The 16,888-nt window shown below is 33.4% G+C and carries 23 protein-coding genes; 13 read left to right on the top strand and 10 right to left on the bottom strand.

From position 1 onward, the window contains the following. Positions 1–213, bottom strand: a 213-nt coding sequence (locus D8804_RS09590; protein ID WP_185774057.1) for a site-specific integrase, incomplete at its 3' end; no start/stop codon positions are given. A 92-nt stretch (positions 214–305) separates the two neighbouring features. On the opposite strand from D8804_RS09590, the gene D8804_RS09595 reads away from it, so the two are divergent. After that, positions 306–1,547 carry a tetratricopeptide repeat-containing protein gene (locus D8804_RS09595; protein ID WP_125399624.1) on the top strand — a complete coding sequence of 414 codons (1,242 nt, stop codon included), beginning with the start codon at positions 306–308 and terminating at the stop codon, positions 1,545–1,547. 22 nt (positions 1,548–1,569) lie between these two features. On the opposite strand, the gene D8804_RS09600 is transcribed toward D8804_RS09595, so the two are convergent. From D8804_RS09600 to D8804_RS09610, 3 genes are read right to left on the bottom strand one after another with little or no spacing between them, the layout of a single operon-like run. Next, the gene (locus D8804_RS09600) at positions 1,570–2,550 is read right to left on the bottom strand and encodes a caspase family protein (protein ID WP_125399625.1); all 981 of its coding nucleotides are present in this window, start codon (positions 2,548–2,550) and stop codon (positions 1,570–1,572) included. 10 nt (positions 2,551–2,560) lie between these two features. Then, on the bottom strand, positions 2,561–2,938 hold the full coding sequence (locus D8804_RS09605) for a hypothetical protein (RefSeq protein WP_125399626.1): 378 nt from the start codon (positions 2,936–2,938) through the stop codon (positions 2,561–2,563). 57 nt (positions 2,939–2,995) lie between these two features. Beyond that, positions 2,996–3,559, bottom strand: a complete 564-nt coding sequence (locus D8804_RS09610; RefSeq protein ID WP_125399627.1) for a hypothetical protein — start codon at positions 3,557–3,559, stop codon at positions 2,996–2,998. 130 nt (positions 3,560–3,689) lie between these two features. On the opposite strand from D8804_RS09610, the gene D8804_RS09615 reads away from it, so the two are divergent. From D8804_RS09615 to D8804_RS09625, 3 genes are read left to right on the top strand one after another with little or no spacing between them, the layout of a single operon-like run. Next, positions 3,690–3,914 carry a DUF5965 family protein gene (locus D8804_RS09615; protein ID WP_048791687.1) on the top strand — a complete coding sequence of 75 codons (225 nt, stop codon included), beginning with the start codon at positions 3,690–3,692 and terminating at the stop codon, positions 3,912–3,914. 3 nt (positions 3,915–3,917) lie between these two features. After that, positions 3,918–4,313, top strand: coding sequence for a DUF5945 family protein (locus tag D8804_RS09620; protein WP_048791688.1), 396 nt, complete (start codon positions 3,918–3,920; stop codon positions 4,311–4,313). 44 nt (positions 4,314–4,357) lie between these two features. Further along, the gene (locus D8804_RS09625; protein ID WP_048791689.1) at positions 4,358–4,645 is read left to right on the top strand and encodes a hypothetical protein; all 288 of its coding nucleotides are present in this window, start codon (positions 4,358–4,360) and stop codon (positions 4,643–4,645) included. 23 nt (positions 4,646–4,668) lie between these two features. Here D8804_RS09625 and D8804_RS09630 read toward each other — a convergent pair whose 3' ends face one another. The 6 genes from D8804_RS09630 to D8804_RS09650 all read right to left on the bottom strand — a co-directional run bounded on the left by D8804_RS09630 (position 4,669) and on the right by D8804_RS09650 (position 9,507). Beyond that, the gene (locus D8804_RS09630; RefSeq protein WP_048791690.1) at positions 4,669–4,968 is read right to left on the bottom strand and encodes a DUF5960 family protein; all 300 of its coding nucleotides are present in this window, start codon (positions 4,966–4,968) and stop codon (positions 4,669–4,671) included. Further along, the gene (locus tag D8804_RS09635) at positions 4,955–5,323 is read right to left on the bottom strand and encodes a hypothetical protein (protein ID WP_048791691.1); all 369 of its coding nucleotides are present in this window, start codon (positions 5,321–5,323) and stop codon (positions 4,955–4,957) included. The genes D8804_RS09630 and D8804_RS09635 overlap by 14 nt, the downstream gene beginning before the upstream one ends. Next, a complete protein-coding gene (locus D8804_RS09640; protein WP_048791692.1) occupies positions 5,320–6,735 on the bottom strand; it encodes a Y-family DNA polymerase in 1,416 nt (471 codons plus the stop codon). Before D8804_RS09640 ends, D8804_RS09635 begins: the two co-directional genes overlap by 4 nt. Before the next feature lie 4 nt (positions 6,736–6,739). Continuing rightward, entirely contained in the window at positions 6,740–6,874 is a 135-nt protein-coding gene (locus D8804_RS10340; protein ID WP_259273733.1) for a hypothetical protein, read from the bottom strand. A 2-nt stretch (positions 6,875–6,876) separates the two neighbouring features. Then, a complete protein-coding gene (locus tag D8804_RS09645) occupies positions 6,877–7,569 on the bottom strand; it encodes a helix-turn-helix domain-containing protein (RefSeq protein WP_048791693.1) in 693 nt (230 codons plus the stop codon). Positions 7,570–7,734: 165 nt separating this feature from the next. Beyond that, positions 7,735–9,507 (bottom strand): hypothetical protein, encoded by a 1,773-nt coding sequence (locus tag D8804_RS09650; protein ID WP_048791694.1) that lies wholly within the window; start codon positions 9,505–9,507, stop codon positions 7,735–7,737. A gap of 335 nt (positions 9,508–9,842) precedes the next feature. Here D8804_RS09650 and D8804_RS09660 point away from each other — a divergent pair, with 335 nt between their 5' ends. From D8804_RS09660 to D8804_RS10155, 9 genes are all read left to right on the top strand, one after another. Then, on the top strand, positions 9,843–10,199 hold the full coding sequence (locus D8804_RS09660; protein WP_048791695.1) for an SAG1252 family conjugative relaxosome accessory protein: 357 nt from the start codon (positions 9,843–9,845) through the stop codon (positions 10,197–10,199). Positions 10,200–10,203: 4 nt separating this feature from the next. After that, a complete protein-coding gene (locus tag D8804_RS09665; RefSeq protein WP_048789085.1) occupies positions 10,204–10,569 on the top strand; it encodes a MobC family plasmid mobilization relaxosome protein in 366 nt (121 codons plus the stop codon). Then, complete coding sequence (locus D8804_RS09670; RefSeq protein WP_048791696.1) at positions 10,556–12,379, top strand: SAG1250 family conjugative relaxase; 1,824 nt, start codon at positions 10,556–10,558, stop codon at positions 12,377–12,379. Before D8804_RS09665 ends, D8804_RS09670 begins: the two co-directional genes overlap by 14 nt. A gap of 114 nt (positions 12,380–12,493) precedes the next feature. After that, positions 12,494–13,360 carry a helix-turn-helix domain-containing protein gene (locus tag D8804_RS09675; RefSeq protein ID WP_048791697.1) on the top strand — a complete coding sequence of 289 codons (867 nt, stop codon included), beginning with the start codon at positions 12,494–12,496 and terminating at the stop codon, positions 13,358–13,360. A gap of 151 nt (positions 13,361–13,511) precedes the next feature. Continuing rightward, positions 13,512–13,661, top strand: coding sequence for a hypothetical protein (locus tag D8804_RS10110; protein WP_161800490.1), 150 nt, complete (start codon positions 13,512–13,514; stop codon positions 13,659–13,661). 149 nt (positions 13,662–13,810) lie between these two features. After that, positions 13,811–14,515 (top strand): PLP-dependent aminotransferase family protein, encoded by a 705-nt coding sequence (locus tag D8804_RS09680; protein ID WP_048791698.1) that lies wholly within the window; start codon positions 13,811–13,813, stop codon positions 14,513–14,515. A gap of 9 nt (positions 14,516–14,524) precedes the next feature. After that, positions 14,525–15,802 carry an ATP-binding cassette domain-containing protein gene (locus D8804_RS09685; protein ID WP_260472353.1) on the top strand — a complete coding sequence of 426 codons (1,278 nt, stop codon included), beginning with the start codon at positions 14,525–14,527 and terminating at the stop codon, positions 15,800–15,802. Then, positions 15,747–16,190, top strand: coding sequence for an ATP-binding cassette domain-containing protein (locus D8804_RS10345; protein ID WP_260472354.1), 444 nt, complete (start codon positions 15,747–15,749; stop codon positions 16,188–16,190). Before D8804_RS09685 ends, D8804_RS10345 begins: the two co-directional genes overlap by 56 nt. 512 nt (positions 16,191–16,702) lie before the next feature. Next, positions 16,703–16,888 (top strand): hypothetical protein (locus tag D8804_RS10155; protein ID WP_221763059.1); only part of this gene is annotated, 186 nt, incomplete at its 3' end.

A 16,888-nucleotide genomic window follows, 5' to 3' on the forward strand; every position in this document is an offset into this window, starting at 1 on the left:
GTTATAAAACACCTTTATACAAGCAATTTTTCTTCTTAATGTATTCGTTTTTATGTTAGATTGTGTCAACTCTTCGACATAGGATTCGACATTATCATAGTTTGAGTTATAAAATTGCATAAGATCATTCTTATAAGCTCGAATCGTGTGTGAACTCAAACGCTTATGAGTTTTGCAATAATCTAAGTAAGTTGAAATAAGTTTATAATCCATAAAAATCTCCTTTATCAATAATCATGCTATTATAAACTTATTTGGGTGCTTTGTATAGTGATAATAAATTGTTATCACTAGGAGAGTGAAAAATGAGTGGGCAAACCTGTTTTGTTGTGATGGGATATGGTGTAAAAAGACTACCTGGTACTTTTATTAAATTAAACTTAGATGATATCTATTTTAAATTTATAAAGCCAGTGATAGAAGAATGTGGGCTCAAATCGCTTTATGCTGAACAGGCTTATCGAGGTGATGAAGTTCCAACTACGATTTCCATTAGCAGGAATTTCATTGAATCCCTTTTTTTAGCTGATATCGTCATTGCAGATATTAGCACGCTCAATCAAAATGCAATTTATGAATTGGGACTGAGGCATGCAATGAAGCCTAAGTCAACTATCATAATGTGTGAAGAAGAAACAATTTCTAAATACCCATTTTTCGATATTTCAATGCTGCCACAAATTCGATATCAGAGAAAGAAAATTTTATCAGATACTGAATATAAAGCAGATATGTTTAGTAAACTAAAGTTGATTATTCAATCTTGTCAAGCTACTGATAATTCTTATATTGATAGTCCTGTATTTGATTTAAGTTTATATGAAATCAAGCCATTAGCTTACAGTCAAAACAATCTAAAAAATATTGGGGTTTCCCTTAGGGAATTGATTCTAAAAGCTGAGGATAGCCAAGAAAATTTAGATTTTTCAACTGCAGAGCAGTATTATAATAAAGCCTTAAGAGTTTCTTTTGATTTAGATATTTTTTCACAATACATTCTTTGTCGATATAAGAAAGACTTATCTATTGAAAATCTAGCTAATGTGTTAAAATATGTTCATGAGACAATAGATTTATCAACAACTACTCATGAAGATTTATTAGGAATCACAGCTGCTATCCATAAAAGTATTTTTAACCAAACCTCTGACCCTATCCATTTGGAGAAAGCACTACGGTACTATAAAAATGGTTCAAACTTTGAAGGTGGAAATTTATATTGTGCTAGGAACTATTGTGCATTGTTATTGAAACGATATATGGTTACAGATGACATCGAATCAATTATGGAATACTATTATACGGCAGTACATTTTGCGAAGACTTGTTTGAGCGAAGCGATTAATATACATAGAGAAGAAACTGACTTTGATGATGTTTGGTATAATGAAAATCTAAAAGATCTCAACTTTATTGCACTAGGCATAAAAGATTCATTTACCAAATTTCGACCAGTTACCCAAAGACAGAAAGAAACTGTAACAGCTGGACGAACTGAGCTTCAAACTGATTATTTTAGAATGAAAGAAATAATAAAAGGAAAGTGATATGAGCCACTTTCCTTTTGATTTAAAATCGTTTATTTCTTGATAATTTCCAATAATGTAGACCTAGTGGTGTCAAGCGACAAGATTTACTGTTCATAGCAGCAAAATACATATGTTCTTCACCTACTGGCTCAATTAAACCAACACTTTCATATAGCTGTAATTCTTTAAATTTGGCAACATTCGCTTCTTTAGCGTAAGGTTCTTTATACTCATGAGTTACTTCAGGAGTATTTGTAAATTCAAATGATGGATCTAATGGAAATTCTGATGTTGCTTCTACAAAATATTGATGAAGTTTTCGCAAAACTCTTTTTGACACTTTAGCTTCTACTGTTCTGATAGGTAAAAAACCTGTAATATTTGTTTTAAATAGTGGTCTTTGTTCCCACGCTCCTAACGACTGATCTACAAAAGAATACAGACTTGCTGGAGTGATATTTCCACCAACATCTGCAGCACCACCTTTTAATCCTTGAATGAGCAATTCAGTAAACACTCCGTGGCCTGTTATCCCATCCTCAATTGCAACTTCATCACGATTACTTGCTGTTAAAATAGTAACACCTTTACCTATTATAGCATCGGTTGATTTATTTGCATTAAAGTCCCCTAATTTACCAGAGTAGCAACAATCCAAAATAATAATTTTATTTTTACTCTGTGAAGTATTTACCATATACAAGATATCATTCATTGATACTCCAGCATCCCTACCGTTAAAATCAGGAGTCACTATTTGACCTACCAATTCGTCTGTTCCATGCCCTGAAAAGTAGAAAAGTGCAATATCAGATTCCCCCTCATTAAAGAGAGAATGCAAAAGGTCAAGCATTTCTGATTTACTTGTTACATCTAACTCAAGTTTCACATCAAAATTTGGAGACCCATCTCCATTTTCTTTAAGGAGAGATGCAATTTCAATTGCATCATTTACACATCCGTTTAAAGGGTATTGCGGATACTTGTCGATACCAATAACTAAAGCCTTATTTTTTAACATAAGTCTTACCTCACAATTGTTTAATCCAAGTACTGATTCTTTCCCAATTCCAATCAACTATAGTAATGTAACCCATGTCATTTGGAATTGTTGCACCGATATGATTTTTATTACCATAAATAGCAAGGAGTGGTATACCTTCATCTTTAGCACAATTCATTTCCCAGATTTGCCCACTTGCTCTCTTAGTATTCTGAGTGATAATAGAAATTACACCATCACAACCTTTAATCCGTACTCTACACTTTGTTTTCCACTGAAAATCCCACGGTTGCTTAACAGACATATCCACAAATTCAAATGGAGAGTTTGTATTTCTTGATTGGCCCCTTAGAAAATCTCGTAAATTTTCATCCTCAATGGCAAAACTTATAAAGATTCTTTTCATCTAAATACCTCCCTTTAAAAGTATTGTTGTTTATATTATATCACATTAGAAAGCGCTCTATACGATATTTCCTTCAATTGTATTGAATATTTCTTCCAGTGATTTTTTCCAACAATATATTTCTTTCTCTAAAATTCGTTCGAAGAAAGAGTCAATTTGTGTCTTATCCTCCAATGAAAAATCTGATACAGATACAATTTTTTTATCATCTTTTAGAATACCATCAATTCGCAAATTTTTTTGCTTAATGATTAGAATAGGAATATTATTTGAGATTGCCATAGCACCTTCAATTTGGCAAAACGAGCTAGTAATCCATTTCCCATCTAACGACTGTTCGTCAGATTCAAAAAACTTTTTATCTTGAATTGCTCCCTTTTTTAAAACTCCAGATTGAATATACGTATGCCCGAAAGCTAGGATAACCATACCATAACATCTTTTTATCATTTCATTTAAAGCAGATAATGATTCATAGGGAGAATAATCTTTTGCTTGTAGAGTTATGCTTTCTATATTATAGTTCTCTAGAGTACTCTTTAGTTTATCTATAAAGTATTGTTGCTCATTCGTAAATGGATTAGGTCTGCTTAAAAATACTCTTATTTTTTTATTTGTCATATTCATCGTCTCCTAGTGATAACAATTTATTATCACTAGTATACCACAAATTACTATTAAATATATTTTTCTTGTGATAACAAAATCAAGTTTCTTATCATAAGTTAGAAAGGAATAAGGAGGACACCCTATGAGTGTGATTGAACGCTTAGCTGAAAGAGTAGCTAGGCAAGAGGACAAAGTTGCGAAGGAGACGGAAAAGCTAGAGATCTATCGCAATCAATTACAAACAGCGATGTATCAAGACTTTATCAAACGCCAACAAAATAGTCGCTGGACATTTGATGAAGCATTGACACAGGCCTTTGGCCAAGAAGAACAACCAACACTATCCGATAATAGAAATGAGGAATAACACATGACAAAAGATTGGACTTTTGACCAACCCCAAGATGATAACACACCGACATCTTCCACAGAAGAACGTGCGAAGATTGCGGCGCTATTTCATCAGGAAAAACAACAAGAGTCTGAAGATGTGGATTATGTAGCAGCCTTTGAGATGGAACAACAAAAGGCTAAAGATCAGTCTGTTTCACAACCAAAGCCACAGGAGAAAATAGAGCCAAGACAAGTTCCATCACCTACCATTACCAGCGACTACAAGCAACATTTAGCCAATGTCATGGCTCAAAATAATAAGGACATTCTTCAAAGTCAGAAGAAAATCGAAGAGTTGCACCAGTTGATTGATGATAAGAATAAGCACAATAAAAAACTACAAGCCATTTCAGAAGCTATTGATGACTTGTAAGTACGAGCAGCCCTTACAAGGGCTGCTTTTTAAAAGGAGAGAAGATGAGGTTATTCAAAAAGCAAAGACACAACCAAGATAGTTTTAAACGGCTCATTCATCGCTTATCAGGAATGTCTGAAGTTGACTTATATAAGGTCAACCAATTATTAGATGTTGTTTTTGATTCGACCAGTCAATCGACCAGTGACGTAAAAAAAGCTCCTCAAGATGTACAAAAGGAGCCGACCCTAGATGAGACCATTACTGAAGCTAAGAATATGCTGAAGACTGAGCAACTTGAAAAACGGATAGAGCAGTTTAGGCAGGCGAAGAAACCTAAAAATGAGTAAAAAAATTAGGCGTTAATGTTGGCCTAATCTTTTTGTCTAATACTTGTTGTTCGCTGATAAACATACTTTCTTGTCAATTTACTATCATTTAGATTTTCTATGTCAAAGATAAAATAATGATCACGATTGTCTTTGGCATTTTCTTTATTGAGTTTGAAATAGTTTTTAGCTGATTTCGCCATTGCCAACATAATATCATCTGTTAGAAAAGTCAGTGGAGTATCTAGTGCTGAGTAGCGATAGAAGTCACTTTCAAATTTTCGGTAATGATCGCTGAAGTAGTCCATCTGTAATTCATTTTTATAGAAATCAAGCTGATTCATGGTAGACCTCCTCAACTAATGTGATAGTTATAATATCTTCTAAAGCGATAGTGATATGTCCGTCACTGGTTTTTAGAATGACCTCATCCATTGATAGTGTCGGAACGGTTCCGATAATAGTTTGATAGTCATTTTTCTGTATTCTAGTCACCTGTATCGTTAATTGATTGGCGTAACTTTGACTGAGTAACAACAACTTTTGATTTAGCGATAGGTCAGAAAGATAGTTGATTTGCTTATCGTCATCTGATAAAGCAGAGGTGTGTTCAGATAAAAAGAACCCCATCCACTTTTGCATTTTAACATCTTGATAGTCTCTTGCGGATTGAAATGGTAAGTATGATCGGTCAGTCATTGTAATCCCTCCAAGCCACCTGCTGAGTGGCCTCCTATTAGTTTACTTCTTGCAATGTTTCTGGAACTGTCTAAGAGAGCAGTTCCTTTTTGAACCGCTAAAAAACCGAATTGGTCTCTAATATGATCAATAGTTCGCTGTAAGTTTTCTTCTTTCTCTGTTGCTTCGACATCATCAAATAAAGAGATTAAGGCATAGCTTTCATCAACAAACCCTGAGTAATTGACTGCAATCCCCCGAACAGCTCCTGAAGTGTACTTTTTACGAAAAAGCGTTAGCACGGTATCTGTAAGCAGACGTGTTTGGTTAGTAGGTTCTATCTTCATTTGAGTGTTGATTGGCTGTTTCATTTCCGTTTTAGAATAGGTCACAACAACGGAAACAATAGTCGCTTTCTGATGTTCTCGTCTCATTCGGATAGCCACCTGTTCAGCCATTTCACTCAGGACAACCTCAATATCACGCTGCTTAACGTAGTCACAAGGTAGCACCTGAGAGTTTCCAAGTCCGTGTGATTTTGGTTTATAGGGTTGATGAACATTACTTTCATCAACTCCGTTAGCATGAAACCATAACTGAACCCCAACCTTTCCAAATTCCTTTTTCAATAAATCAGGGTTGCTATTGGCTAGTTTCTTGATAGAGGTAATTCCTAGTTTGTGAAGGCGTTTTTCTGTTCTAGAACCAATACCCCAAAAATCAGATAGTTTAGGGATTGACCAGACTTTTGTTTCCACATCCTCGTAGGACCAATTGGCACGCATGGTTGGTGTTCGTTTGGCTTCATTGTCTAGAGCGAGTTTGGCCAATAATGGGTTAGCATTACTCATACCGATAGTAGAATAGATACCCGTCTTTTTCCAAATGTCATGTTGTATTTTAGCAGAGACGACGTCTAATTTCGCTTTTCTATCCATCTGTTTATCACTCACAAAGTAATTGAGTGAGGAGGTTAAATCAATAAATCCTTCATCAATGGAGTAGGGGAGAATATCTTCAGGAGCAGCATAATCTTGGAAAATGTGCTGAATGTCAATATTCTTTTTGATATAGCGATCCATACGTGGTGGGACAATAAGCGTTCGCTTAGCCCAATGTTCAATATAAGAAACATAACGTGGTGATATGTCTAAGCCTTGACGCTTAGCATTATAGTAGTCAAATTTTCTTGTAGTGATGTCAAAGGGTAAATCGTAGGCACGGCCGACATTATTTTTTCCAAAAACTTTTTTGAACATGGGAGAAGAGGCCAAAATCAATCCACCAGCGTTGTCAGCTCGGCTCATAACACAGAGAGAAGTATGTAAAGGGTTTAATCCTCTGTCTACACACTCTACAGAAGCATAAAAGGATTTCATGTCAATGAAAGCTATATCTGAACGCGGCTCTTTTGTGTAATCAATATAGCCCATGTCTTTAGTTCCTTTTTAGATTTTCTAACTGTTCTATCAGTTCTTGAATATGATCGGTAATATCATACTCTTTGAGATAAGGCGTAAAATAAATACGATTATTTTTAAGATAAATCATTTCTTTAGCAGTTACTGACATGTTTACATTCCTATAACAGGCATAAAGTGACTCACGACAAGTCCTACAATTCGAGGATTATCTTCATAAGGAATCCATTTATCAGGGTAGCTATCGTTGAGTGATACCATTCTATAACCATTTTCTTCTCGATAGAGTTTTTTGATATAGACGGAGTCATTCCAGGATAGGGCGTAGACGGCACCATCATAATCAAAACCGCTAGCACGGATTAGAGCTACTTCACCATCAAGATAGATAGGTTCCATGGAATCTCCTGTAATCCAAGCAGCAATATCATAACCATATTGTTCTTCTTCGGCATAGACGGTTTCTGTTTCATATTCATCAAATAGTGATTCCCCAAGACCAGCAGAAAGAGAAACATCAGATAACACTTCCACCGCAAATAGTGGCACAATCTTATCAATTGATTGTTGTGTTTGAAGCAATCCTTCGGCATACTCATCCACCTTATCTTGATTTTCCGAGGAGAGTTGGAGATAGGTGTTCACAATCTTGTATTCTGATTCAAAATAGGTTGTTGGAACATCAAGTATTCTTGCAAGAGTAGCAAGATTCTTTTGATTAGGAACGGATTTACCAGTTTCCCATTTATTATATGAAGCTCTATTGATTTTTAACAGATTAGCTAGCTCAGATTGAGAATATTGCTTTTCCATTCTACATTCTTTAAGACGGCTACCAGAAAACATAAATCAAAACCCCTGTTGCTTTATTATGCAACAATTATATCAAAAATTTTTTAAGATGCAAGTAGTAGAGTTTTTTTAACACTAAATATTTAGTTATACTATTTTATTTGAAACAACAAAAACAGAGATATGCTTCTTCTGTTTTTAGGATATATTGGATTGTAATCAAAGATTTAAGAGATTGTATATAGGATATTCAATAAAACGTTCCCTTTGCTCATCGGAAAATTCATTTTCGAATAAGTAGATTGCTTGATCTTTGTAGCCTAAAATACAATTTGTAGCAAATCTAATTTCTACTGAGTTGTGATTTATTAACGAATGGAGATAGGAACTGTCTTTTTGTGTTAAATTATTTAAACGCTTTTTAATTTGTAGTAGATTTAGAACGCTATTTTCAGATTTATCCATATCTACAAGCTTTTGAGCAAATTCTAAACAGGTTTGTAAAATATTTCTATCGCTTTTATTATCAGCATAGTTTATCAACTTTAAAAGACCAAGATCCAGATTCTCTATATCCTTTATTGATAAATATGATGAAATATAGTCATCAATATTAAAATTATCAACAAGTATCAATTGGTCTAAATCAACTGCTTCATATTTTGAAAATTGTTGCCTGTCCTCATTGATTAACACTATATCATAATCACTGTAGTTGTATATTCTATAATCTTTAGAATTCTCCCTTTCTGGTATTAAAAACAATAGTACATGTACATTAGCAAATGGAATGACTTGGATAAAGTTATAATCTGCACGATCTAGGGAAACAATTTGTTTATTGATAAGGCCATCGTACAAGTTTCTAATAGTTCTGGAGTCTTTTTTTGACCAACCTTTACTGTCCAGTTCTTTAGAAATTTTTAGTTCATCTACTAATTCTTTCAAACGAATATTTGCATTAAGTGCCTCATTAAGAAAGTCAAAATCTATTTTAGCTATATTTTCCTTACTAAAGTTAAGTTTTTTTCCATTTATTTTAATTCCTTTATTTTTGTATACTTCTAAAATAAACTCCAAACCATCGAGTCTTTTGGAAAGAGTATTAGATAATGAGTAATTAAGCGTGAGTTTTACTGAATCAGGACGTTCTTCAATTTTTATTGAGCAACCATTTTTAAAATCTACTGTGTAATCATTTCTGGTTTTGTAATTTATAGTAGTTCTATACAGTCGTTCTTTTCCCTGAATCTGAACTCGCATTTCTTTTTCTTCAAATAATTGTAATTCAGCTATTTCATCTAATAGAGGTTCAGGAACTGAAGCTCCTTTAGGTTTGTAATAAAGATCTAGTTCACCTGTTATGGCATTATCAAGGATGGCTAGATAATCTTTACCGATAAATTTGAACTCCAATTCTCCATCAAATGATTCTGAATTTTTGAAGATAGATTCATGACTCCTCCAATCAATATGAGCGAATCCTTTCTGGTATTTGCGTTTTTGAATAAAATTGAGAAATAGAAAATTCAATTCATCTTCCTTGGTAGGGAGAGGCTTCATACGAATTGAAATATTCTTTATATCTTCTTTTTTCTTAATTCTTTTCTTTTTCTTGTCACTAGCTAGTAAAACGTGCTTAATGACTTTCGGGGTTAGTGAAGCATAAGTGACAGTAGGGCTATCGTCTTTCAAGTACACTACAAAGTAGAGCACACCACCTTCAGTAAGATAATGCTCCAAATTAATCCTACTTATAGGGTATCCAACATTTTCGTTATAATTATCATCACTACCCTTAACCTGAACAGGAATTCGTTCCAAAAAATCAATATTTCGTCTTTCTATATCTTTGTAAAAGTATATGTGACCATCCCAGATTGGTTCTTTATCTCCCTCAGAAATTTCTCTGTTAATGTGTTTTGATTTTTTTAACGCCATTTTTAAATAATCGATAGCATCTTCTTCAATTTGTTTAGATGATTTAACCATGAATAACCTCTTGAATAAGTAATTTTATACTAACATTATACCAATTTTTGTGATAAATTTTTCAAATCATCCTTGTTATCCTAATATCATTCCTAAGAAAATGAAGTCTTGATTTTTCACTGGGGGTTTGGGGGCGTAGCCACCAAATTATCTTATCGTTAGCTGATCAAAACTGGTAGGTTTTGATTTGCTGGCGATATGATTTTAGGGATATTGTGGACACAATATCTGAGCTCGCAAAGCCTTACAAGATGATAGATTGTGCTTTTATAAGTTTCCTGTGGTTAACACGGGGGCGGGAATTATCCGACAATAGATAAAAGTGAGGAAGTAGTATGCCAGAACAATACAGAGACATTCGCAAAGAGGTTAATTTGACCGCAAATGAATTAGAAATGATTGACATAATGATGAAAAATAAAGGATTTGAACACTTTTCTTCATTTGCCAGAAACAAGTTACTGGAGAACGAGTTAGAAATGACTGCTGAAAAGTGGTTCACTTTCTGGCAATCTCAAAAGCTAGAACAAATCAGTCGTGATGTTTATGAGATTTTAATCTTATCAAGGGCAGAACATCAAGTCACCCAAGAACATGTATCCATTCTCTTAACCTGCGTTCAGGAATTGATTCAAGAAATAGGGAACTCCATTCCTCTTAGTCAAGACTTCCGTAAAAAATACATGAGGTAGGCACATGGAAAATCGTTACCGAACCAATCTAAAGAAAGTTTTCCTGTCTGATAGCGAATTGGGTCAGTTGAAACATTGTATCGACCAAAGCGGTTGTCAATCTTTTTCAGAATATGCTCGACGAACCCTACTTGATCCTGGTATGAATTTCATCACCATTGATACAACTGGTTATCAAGATTTGGTGTTTGAGTTGAAGAGGATTGGCAACAATATTAACCAGATTGCCCGAAGTGTAAACCAATCTCAGTTAATTTCAAATGATGAATTGCAGAACTTGAAAAAAGGAATCTCCGAATTGATAAGAGAGGTAGAGAAAGAGTTTAGTATTCAAGCTAAAAAGTTGAGGGAGTTTCATGGTCATCACTAAACATTTTGCCGTTCACGGAAAGAGTTATCGCAAAAAAATCATCAAGTATATTCTCAATCCTGAGAAGACCAAGAATCTTGCATTGGTATCGGACTATGGTATGAGGAATTTTCTGGATTTTCCTAGCTATGAGGAGATGGTGCAGATGTATCATGAAAATTTTATCAGTAATGATACGCTTTACGATTTTCGCCACGACAGGCATGAGGAAAATCAACGACTAATTCATGCTCATCATATCATTCAGTCCTTTTCACCTGAGGACCATCTCACTCCTGAACAAATCAATCGGATTGGCTATGAGACCGTGAAGGAGCTAACAGGTGGAAAATTTCGTTTTATCGTTGCAACTCACGTTGATAAAGACCACCTGCACAATCATATCATTATCAACTCAGTAGATAGCAATTCGGGCAAAAAACTCAAGTGGGATTATAAAGTGGAGCGCAATCTTCGCATGATTTCTGATAGATTTTCTAAAATCGCAGGTACTAAAATCATTGAGAACCGCTATTCTCACCAGCAGTATGAAGTCTATCGCAAGACCAATCACAAGTATGAACTCAAGCAACGACTCTATTTTTTGATGGAACATTCTAGGGACTTTGAGGATTTCAAAAAGAATGCTCCGTTATTACATGTGGAGATGGATTTCAGTCACAGGCATTCCACCTTTTTTATGACGGATTCAACTATGAAACAGGTGGTGCGTGGCAATAAACTTAATCGCAAGCAACCTTACACAGAAGGATTTTTCAAGAACTACTTTGCCAAAAGGGAAATGGAAAACCTCATGGAATTTCTCTTGCCGAAAGTTGAGAATGTAGATGATTTACTTCAGAAAGCAAAACTCTTTGGACTAACTATCAATCCTAAACAAAAGCATGTTTCTTTTCAATTTGTAGGAGTAGAGGTAAAGGAGACTGAGCTAGACCAGAAAAATATTTATGATGTAGAGTTTTTTCAAGATTATTTTGAGAAGAGACAAGAGTGGAAAATTCCAGAAATTGATAATTTAGTCGAAGCCTATCAAGAAGAGAAATTCTCCAAAGAAAAAGAACTCCCGAGCGATGAGAAGTTCTGGGAGTCCTATCAAGAGTTCAAGAGCAATAGAGATGCCGTTCATGAGTTTGAGGTAGAGTTGAATCTCAATCAGATCGAAAAAGTAGTAGATGATGGTATTTACGTCAAGGTCAAGTTTGGTATTCGTCAGGAGGGGCTTATCTTTGTGCCTAACATGGAGCTAGATATGGAAGATGATAAGGTGAAGGTTTTTATCAGAGAAACTAGCTCCTACTATGTCTATCACAAAGATGATGCCGAGAAAAATCGCTATATGAAAGGTAGAACGTTGATTCGCCAATTCAGCTCTGAAAATCAGACAATTCCATTCCGCAGAAAAACGACTGTGGACATGATTGAAGAAAAGATTGAAGAAGTGGATGCTTTGATTAAGCTGGATGTGGAAAATCAATCTTATATCACAATTAAAGACGAGCTAGTGCGCGAACTAGCAGCGTCTGAGTTGAGAATCAATGCTTTGCAAGAACGAGTGACAACCTTAAATCAAGTAGCAGAATATTTACTGGCTTCAGTTGAAAACAAGCAAGAGATGAAGTTGAATCTTTCAAAATTGAATATAACTGAGGAAATTAGTATTAATGTTGTGGAAGAGAATCTGAATGAGTTGGGAAATCAATTGGCATTAGAGAGCGATAGATATGAAAACATCGTATTTAAAGTGAATAAGTTTATCAATCGTTTGAGTAAGAAAATTTCAAAAGAAGAAGGAATATGTTTTCAAAAATAACCTATCTAGTCATTCTTTATATATAATTTGTATCTTTTGGCATAATAATTTGTATTTAAAATTTAATCATGTTACAATTAACATTGAAATCAAATAGAAAAGGAAGATGCAAATGTGGGTACACTATTAGCAACCAGATTAAAAAATAGACGAAAAGAATTAAAAATGTCTCAGCGAGAACTAGCTGAAGGGATTTGTAAACAGGGGCAAATTAGTCGATTAGAGAGTGGAGAGTTTACCCCTGGAGCGGATTTTCTGCATTCCCTTGCTAAGAAGTTAAAAGTTAGTATGGACTACTTTTTTGATGAGCAAATTGTAGAGGAGATTGATGAGTTATCAGAGTTTAAAAAATTAGCACAAACATTTATCACAAACCGAAATTATGAATCATTGAAATATATATATGAATTGGAGCGTGTAAAAGCTCATCGCTTATCTCTTGCAGATAAAATCTACATGGAATGGGTAAAGTCTCTGATAGATTATTATTTTTATGGACAGAAAGAAGATGCGATTACACGATTAGAGGAGGTAATATCACAGTTAAGTGTCTCTGATTTGAATTACCTTCAAGTTTCAAATACTCTATTAAATTTTTATTATGATATTGAAAATTTAGAGCGTTTTAATGAAATTCGAGAAAAGTTAGAGTATCAAGTAAACCAACTAAATTTAAACACAATCAAAGAATTGGAGCTATCTATTAAGTTCAACTATAACGTTTGTCGTTACCTATGGTTACAGAAAAATATTGAAGAAGCTATTACGAAAATCACAGCTACTATAAAGCAATGTAAGGAGTACAGGACAACTTATCTATTAGCTGATTTGTATTTATTAATGGGAAATGTAAGTAAGAATTTTTCTTCAAAAAGTTCAGTAAAAGAATATTTTGAGACTGCCCATTTCCTCTACAAACTTGAGGAAAACATGTCAATGGCTTTGAAAGTTGAGCATTACCTTGCAGATATAACAGAATAAGGAATACGGTGTTCTAGTGAGCATCGTTTTTTAAACCCAAACGAGATACAAAAAAGTATCAAATAAAAAAAAATAAAAAAATGTTATAAAAAACTTGACAATATAAAATCGAAGTGCTAAAATAAATGCAAGAAAAATAGAGGAGAGACATATGAAAAGTTTGTTTAAGAAAGCAATTATAGCTCTAGTTTTGGGACTTACCCTTGTAGGGATAGGTGTAACTCTAAGTAGCCAGTTAGTAGTTCAAAATCAATATGTTGCTTCTGAAGATATTGATCCTGGAGCTGCAAATTTCTTTTAAAGTAATAGCCAAGCTGTTATTCGTACAAGAGTTGTTCTACCTGTGTTGGTTTTGAATAAGTAGATGATGTTGTTAAATAATAATCTACTACCATAATATTTTATAGTTATGGTATGAATTAAAAATTTCAAAAATTAGGAGGGTATCTAATGTCTAATGTTGTTAAAATATACCATGATTTATCTGATGTAGGGAACCATGAGAATCATATCAAAAAAATTGGTATTTTCACAAATATGGTTTCATCTTATAGAGTAACATTTGTTTCACGAGGTGGAGCTACTGTGGAAAGTAGTGATGGAGTTATTCCATTAGAAACGGGGATGCTATTAGGAGCGAATGCATTGGTATTGACTAATCATTCTAATGTAGAAATAACAGATTCTATGGATAATAGATTCCGTTTGAAAGCCGGAAGTCAATTTTGTATCGAATCTACAATACAGGGGGTAAGACCTGTTCTATATGGCAATATCTCGGTATTGCCAAGTAGACATGTTAGCCCAATACTAGATCAAAAGAAATATTATACTAGTTGTTGGTGCCAGTTAGTCCCTCAAGTTATTGAATGTATTTCATCAACTACAGATTGTTACTATGCATTAGATTCTGGATTAGAAATTACAGAATTTGATGAAGATGGGGCTCGATTTGTGATTGTTAAACTAAACCCTTACGAAAAGTGTATTTTGCAAGCCGATTTTTCTAAAGATATGCGTGAGAGGTATACTGTATTAAATGTAGAAAATCTATCCACAAAGGATATAAATAGGATTTACAGCGAGTATATTAGTCCTATTTGTTGGAATAAACAATTTTTTGAAAATGAAGATGATATTGAAAAGTTAGGATAGCTAGATGTGATGGCTAATGGAATAAAGTTTTTAAAAAAATATTTCCTATTATATCTTCAAAGTCTACGGTTTGTTTGGGAAACTTCCAAAGTGAGTGTTGTTTTGATGCTTATAACAGTCCCTCTTCAAGCACTGTTACCTTCACTTACAATTTATATGACAAATGAAATCATTAATTTTGTAGCTTCAGATGCTCAAATTGTAATGAAACTTTTGCTAATTTGGAGTATATTTTTTCTACTTAGTAATATTGTTGCACCCTTTAATACTATGATTCAAGGTAAATTGACGGATTTGTTAACATATCATTTGAATTATAGTATTATGGAAAAATCAAGTCAACTTCAAACAATTGATTATTTTGAAAAGAGTGACTTTTATAACGATATTCATATATTGAGTTCGGAATCTAGCTGGAGACCTGTTAATTTATTAGTATTTGGTACAAGTATTTTATCACATTTTATAACTTTTTGTTCTATGCTGTGGCTATTTCAAAGTTTTCATGTTTTAATTGCACTTGCCATGATAATTTCATTAATACCACAAGGAATAATAGCCTATAGATTACAGCAACAAGCATTTGAAACTTTAGTTTCAAATAGTGAACAATCCAGAAAACTAGAATACTATACGCAAACAGTGCTATCAGCTACTTCTATAAAAGATGTTAGATTGTATAATTTATATCCATTCTTTTTACAAAAATATCAATTGACTTTCGATGAAATCCGTAGAAATGTTCAGGATAATAGAGTCCGACAGTTTATTCTTTCTTTTACCTTCTTATTAATAACAACAATTTTTAGTTTAGCGAGTTTTATCTACGTAGTTTTGTCAGTTAAAGAGACTGTATTACCTATTGGCTCTATATTAGTATTTTCAACTAGTGTTGTATATGCGGTGAATAGTATTTTTCGCTTAGTATCAGAATCTAGCTTATTGTATGATACTTTGCTTTATATGGAGAAATATTTTAAATTTGTAGCAATAGGAAATAGTGATTTAACTATAGAAACACAAGAAGCACCATCAGATTTTCATGAAATATCATTTCAAAATCTTACTTTTTCTTACTCTCACGACACTAATAAAGCGTTGCAAAATATAAACTTCACAGTTTCAAGAGGAGAAAAAATCGCAATTGTAGGAGAAAATGGAGCAGGAAAAACAACACTTATTAAGCTGTTATGTCGATTCTATAACTTAACTTCAGGTGATATTCTTTTTGATGGTTGCTCTATTTCCTTATTTAACTATCACTCTATTAAAAAGTGGAATAGGTGAGTCAGTTATTGAAGATCTTGATGTAATATTAGGAAAAAAATTTGAAAACAGTAAGGATCTATCGGGCGGCCAATGGCAAAAGATTGCTTTAGCAAGAGCTTTCTTTTCAGATGCTCCTATTTTAATCTTGGATGAGCCAACAGCAGCGATTGATGCTAAGACAGAATTCCAATTATTCCAAAAATTTTTAAACTTAACACAAGGAAAGACTGTATTTTATATTACACATAGATTATCAAGTGTAAAGCAAGCAGACAAAATATTGGTTTTACGAGATGGAGAAGTACATGGCTTCGGTACTCATGAATATTTAATGGAACGTAATCCCTACTATAGGGAAATGTATGAAATGCAATCTTCATTATATTTTAACGATACTAATTTTTAATTGTGATATCTACTATAAAATGTGGTAAAAGGGAAAAACTTAGTAAAATTCTATTTATAAATAATCCATTTAAGGAGATAGAAAATGACTCAAAAAGTGATACAAGATATTAGAAAAATGGGAAATAACCATCGTTCAAAAAATATATCGATGAAACAGAATAATGGGAGTTTAAAGAAATCCAGAAAGTTTCAGATTAAGAATAAAGGAAATAGATAATGTAGCACTTTTAAAGGAGGTGATTGCATGATTACTGCGGAAGAGCTTCAAGTGAAGCAAGATGCATCTCAAGAAACATGCTACGATTTCTAAAAGTAGTATGGATTAGCGAGCTATTCTTATAATTTTTTTCTTAATAAGATTTAAACCATGGGGAATAAATACAATTATAAGTTTAGTTGTTCTCTTATCGCGTCTTTAGAATATTGTTGTTAGATGCGATTAATTTTTATAAAGAAGTGAAGATAATAGTTTAGTTTTTCACTTCTTTTTTTTAGGAGAGGATAATTTATATGGCTGTTGAACAAGATGTAGCATTAAAACTGTCACAATATGCTAAAGGAAAATTTATTTATACACTACAACAAAAAATCCCCGAGGTGGATTTTAGTTTATATTCTGAAATGGACATGTATAGTCTATTTTTTATAAATGATGGATTGTTTACAATATATTTTTACATAGACTTAGTTCGATAT

Origin of the sequence: Streptococcus oralis (assembly GCF_003944215.1) — a bacterium.
In the GTDB taxonomy this organism is placed as follows: domain Bacteria; phylum Bacillota; class Bacilli; order Lactobacillales; family Streptococcaceae; genus Streptococcus; species Streptococcus oralis_BI.

Excerpts from the sequence above, each read along its gene's own strand:
- D8804_RS09595 (WP_125399624.1), top strand. The coding sequence starts at position 306 with ATGAGTGGGCAAACCTGTTTTGTTGTGATGGGATATGGTGTAAAAAGA.
- D8804_RS09600 (WP_125399625.1), bottom strand. The coding sequence starts at position 2,550 with ATGTTAAAAAATAAGGCTTTAGTTATTGGTATCGACAAGTATCCGCAA.
- D8804_RS09605 (WP_125399626.1), bottom strand. The coding sequence starts at position 2,938 with ATGAAAAGAATCTTTATAAGTTTTGCCATTGAGGATGAAAATTTACGA.
- D8804_RS09610 (WP_125399627.1), bottom strand. The coding sequence starts at position 3,559 with ATGACAAATAAAAAAATAAGAGTATTTTTAAGCAGACCTAATCCATTT.
- D8804_RS09615 (WP_048791687.1), top strand. The coding sequence starts at position 3,690 with ATGAGTGTGATTGAACGCTTAGCTGAAAGAGTAGCTAGGCAAGAGGAC.
- D8804_RS09620 (WP_048791688.1), top strand. The coding sequence starts at position 3,918 with ATGACAAAAGATTGGACTTTTGACCAACCCCAAGATGATAACACACCG.
- D8804_RS09625 (WP_048791689.1), top strand. The coding sequence starts at position 4,358 with ATGAGGTTATTCAAAAAGCAAAGACACAACCAAGATAGTTTTAAACGG.
- D8804_RS09630 (WP_048791690.1), bottom strand. The coding sequence starts at position 4,968 with ATGAATCAGCTTGATTTCTATAAAAATGAATTACAGATGGACTACTTC.
- D8804_RS09635 (WP_048791691.1), bottom strand. The coding sequence starts at position 5,323 with ATGACTGACCGATCATACTTACCATTTCAATCCGCAAGAGACTATCAA.
- D8804_RS09640 (WP_048791692.1), bottom strand. The coding sequence starts at position 6,735 with ATGGGCTATATTGATTACACAAAAGAGCCGCGTTCAGATATAGCTTTC.
- D8804_RS10340 (WP_259273733.1), bottom strand. The coding sequence starts at position 6,874 with ATGTCAGTAACTGCTAAAGAAATGATTTATCTTAAAAATAATCGTATT.
- D8804_RS09645 (WP_048791693.1), bottom strand. The coding sequence starts at position 7,569 with ATGTTTTCTGGTAGCCGTCTTAAAGAATGTAGAATGGAAAAGCAATAT.
- D8804_RS09650 (WP_048791694.1), bottom strand. The coding sequence starts at position 9,507 with ATGGTTAAATCATCTAAACAAATTGAAGAAGATGCTATCGATTATTTA.
- D8804_RS09660 (WP_048791695.1), top strand. The coding sequence starts at position 9,843 with ATGCCAGAACAATACAGAGACATTCGCAAAGAGGTTAATTTGACCGCA.
- D8804_RS09665 (WP_048789085.1), top strand. The coding sequence starts at position 10,204 with ATGGAAAATCGTTACCGAACCAATCTAAAGAAAGTTTTCCTGTCTGAT.
- D8804_RS09670 (WP_048791696.1), top strand. The coding sequence starts at position 10,556 with ATGGTCATCACTAAACATTTTGCCGTTCACGGAAAGAGTTATCGCAAA.
- D8804_RS10110 (WP_161800490.1), top strand. The coding sequence starts at position 13,512 with ATGAAAAGTTTGTTTAAGAAAGCAATTATAGCTCTAGTTTTGGGACTT.
- D8804_RS09680 (WP_048791698.1), top strand. The coding sequence starts at position 13,811 with ATGTCTAATGTTGTTAAAATATACCATGATTTATCTGATGTAGGGAAC.
- D8804_RS09685 (WP_260472353.1), top strand. The coding sequence starts at position 14,525 with ATGGCTAATGGAATAAAGTTTTTAAAAAAATATTTCCTATTATATCTT.
- D8804_RS10345 (WP_260472354.1), top strand. The coding sequence starts at position 15,747 with ATGGTTGCTCTATTTCCTTATTTAACTATCACTCTATTAAAAAGTGGA.